This is a genomic window from uncultured Clostridium sp. (assembly GCF_937920395.1).
GTDB lineage: Bacteria > Bacillota > Clostridia > Clostridiales > Clostridiaceae > Clostridium_AD.
In genome coordinates, this window is sequence record NZ_CALEVF010000078.1 from 1 (window position 1) to 3,003 (window position 3,003).

At 32.0% G+C, this 3,003-nt stretch carries 4 protein-coding genes; 1 reads left to right on the plus strand and 3 read right to left on the minus strand.

From position 1 onward, the window contains the following. From Q0649_RS08400 to Q0649_RS08410, 3 genes are all read right to left on the minus strand, one after another. Positions 1–692 (minus strand): IS3 family transposase (locus tag Q0649_RS08400; RefSeq protein ID WP_298840176.1); only part of this gene is annotated, 692 nt, incomplete at its 3' end. Between the two features lie 141 nt (positions 693–833). After that, positions 834–1,181 carry a helix-turn-helix domain-containing protein gene (locus tag Q0649_RS08405; protein WP_298840178.1) on the minus strand — a complete coding sequence of 116 codons (348 nt, stop codon included), beginning with the start codon at positions 1,179–1,181 and terminating at the stop codon, positions 834–836. A gap of 81 nt (positions 1,182–1,262) precedes the next feature. Then, entirely contained in the window at positions 1,263–1,391 is a 129-nt protein-coding gene (locus Q0649_RS08410; RefSeq protein ID WP_298840181.1) for a transposase, read from the minus strand. A gap of 276 nt (positions 1,392–1,667) precedes the next feature. On the opposite strand from Q0649_RS08410, the gene Q0649_RS08415 reads away from it, so the two are divergent. Then, a partial coding sequence (locus Q0649_RS08415; protein WP_298840184.1) for a spore germination protein occupies positions 1,668–3,003 on the plus strand: 1,336 nt, incomplete at its 3' end.

The following is a 3,003-nucleotide window of genomic DNA, read 5'->3' on the forward strand; positions in this document are numbered from 1 at the left end:
ATAGGACCGTTGTCGATACATTTTCCAACTCGTGACATGCTTTGTGTCATTCCTGCAGCATCCAGTTTTTCCTTAAATTCATTGGAGGTATATTGGTAACCTCGATCACTATGAATCATTGGGCTTGCGCCAGGAGAAGCATTTAGGACTATATCTAAATTTTTAAACACAAGGCGGTTATTGTTAGAATGCCCAAATACATACCCTACAATAGAGTTGTCGTATAGATCCAATATGGCACTTAGATACGCTTTACTAGAATTACCGTACTTGAATTCAGTAACATCTGTAAGCCACTTTTGATTTAATTTATCAGCGGTGAATTTTCGATTCAAAATGTTCTCTGAGACTTGTTGTGGATTAGATTTGACGTAACGTTTCTTTTTTCTACGGATAACGGATTGTAACCCTGAGAGCCTCATAAGTCGGTAAATACGTTTATAGTTATAATTCTTCTTTAACTTACTATTCAAGTTCAGGGTTATTCTTCTATAACCGTAAATTCCATTTGCTTTATTATAAATATTAATAATTTCTTTCATTAATATCTTATTTTCAGACTCTAGAACAGATTCTTCATGCGTTAGCCACTTATAATATGAAGACCGTGGAATCATCGCTAATTTACATAACAAAGAGACAGAAAATTTTTCTTTTTCATGAAGTTGTGAAATTATAATATACTTGTCCAATTGCCTTGTACGCCTTAAGTACGCCTCCTTTCGAGTTCCTCCAATTTTTTTAAGAATGCATTTTCCGCCCTTAATCTCTCATTTTCTACTTTCAATTTCTTCACTGAGAGTTTCGCTTTATCTTCAAGAGTTAATTCATCTTCAGGTTTTTTTTCTGCCTCGCCTATCCTTCAATGCATTTTCACTACCGGCTTCATATTTCTTAACCCACTGGTATACTTGCTCGTAGGATACGTTATAGTTATCAGCAGTTTGCTTATAGTCGTTATTTTGAGCAATACAGTAATGTAGAATTTCAATTCGTTCTTTCAAAGAAGTAACTCTTCCATTTGTCATAGACTGGCTCATTCCCTTCGGTGTTGCCTTTATTTCTCTATGACCATTATACTTGTTTGCCCATCCTTGCAGTACCGATATATTCGATATTTTATATTTAATTACAACTTCTCTCTGTGAAAATTCTCCTGATAAATAGTCTTTTACAGCCAATTCTTTTAGTTCCTTTGAATATCTTTTGAATGATTCACATTCTTTTAATCTATCTATACCATATTTATTATAGTTGTATTTTTAATTATATAAAGTTACTCTATTGATTTTATACTTTCTAGCAATCTCCTTCATTGTTCCAATTCCATTATCATATTCATTTAAAATTTTATACTTTTCTTCTGCTGTATATTTACTTCTTTTATTCATAAAAATGCTCCCCTTTCTAGTAACAGATTTTTATTATTTAATCTGTCTACTTGACAGGGAGCATATCATACCAATTGTGTTACATTCACTTTGGGGCTATTGCCTATTATTTGAAAAGCCTACCAAAAGGCATTTTTATTTCTAATATATGAAAAGCCTATTACAACTCCAGAAATTTTACTCTTATGTATTACATCTTTACTACTGTTTATACAATTATAGAATAATTTATGTATAATTATATATATATTGCTAATAATAAAAATGGTGATATAAATGAATGAAGATAAAAATAAAAATAAAAATATAAATTTATATAATAATTATGAAAAAAATTTTTCTGTAATTGATGAGATATTAAAAGATTGTCCTGATATTATAAGGCGAAAAGTTATTTTGAATTCTGGAAAAAAAGGTTGTTTCTTTTTTGTTCAAGGTTTATGTGATCTTGACCTTTTTCAAAGAGATTTTATGACTCCTTTACTTAAGTTAGAAAAGTTAGATTCTGATGATATTAAAGATATTCCATATAAAATTCCTGTTGCAGGGATAACCTTCCCCTTAGTAATTGACAGCTTAATAAGCGATATATTAGCTGGAAGTGCAGTTTTTATATGCGACGGATTAACTGTCGGGATTTCATGTACACTAAAAAAATATGAAAAAAGAAGTATTCAAGAGCCTGAAGGCGAAAAAAGTATAAGAGGAGATCATGATGGCTTTATTGAAGACATGGCAACAAATATTTCGACTATCAGAAGAAAAGTAAAAACTTCCAATCTTAAATTTAAGAATTTTACTGTTGGATCTGCCTCACACCAAACAGTTTCTGTAGCGTACCTTGAAAATATTGCGAATCCTAATTTACTAAAAATTATTAGTGATAAAATCAGTAATTTAAATAGTGACGGCTTTATAGCAATTGGGTATTTAGAACAAATTATTACTGACCATCCAAATTCTATTTTTCCTCAATACCTTGCAACAGAAAGACCGGATAAAGCAATAGCTGGATTATTAGAGGGCAAATTTATAATAATGCTTCAAGAAACATCCTTTGTATTAATAGCTCCTGTAACTTTTCATGCATTTACTCAAGCACCTGAAGATTATTCAACCCACTGGATAGGTGCAACTTACTTACGTTTGCTACGGACAATAGCAACATTAATTGCTATATTTCTGCCAGGCATATATATTGCGGTACTTAGCTATCATTACTACATGATACCTCTCGCATTACTAGTACCACTTGCTCAGTCTAGATCAAGGGTGCCTTTCCCTCCTGTTGTTGAAGCGTTTTTGATAGAATTTTTAATAGAAACAATCAGAGAAGCCTCAATTAGACTTCCATCTTTTATAACTGCGTCTGTAAGTATTGTTGGCGGACTCGTAATAGGTCAAACAGCTATTCAGGCGGGGATTGCAAGTGATCTTATGGTAATAATAATTGCGGCTTCGGCCATTGCAGGATTTACTATGCCTACTTATGATTTGGGAATTAGCATTAGAATTGTTAAATACATTGTTATGGTAGCTTCATCAATGTTTGGCATTGTTGGTGTAGTAATTCCAATGGTAGGCTTGCTCGCTCATTTATTAGTATTAGATT

Bases quoted from the DNA above. Each gene is read 5' to 3' on its own strand.
- Q0649_RS08410 (WP_298840181.1), bottom strand. From the start codon at position 1,391: ATGAATAAAAGAAGTAAATATACAGCAGAAGAAAAGTATAAAATTTTA.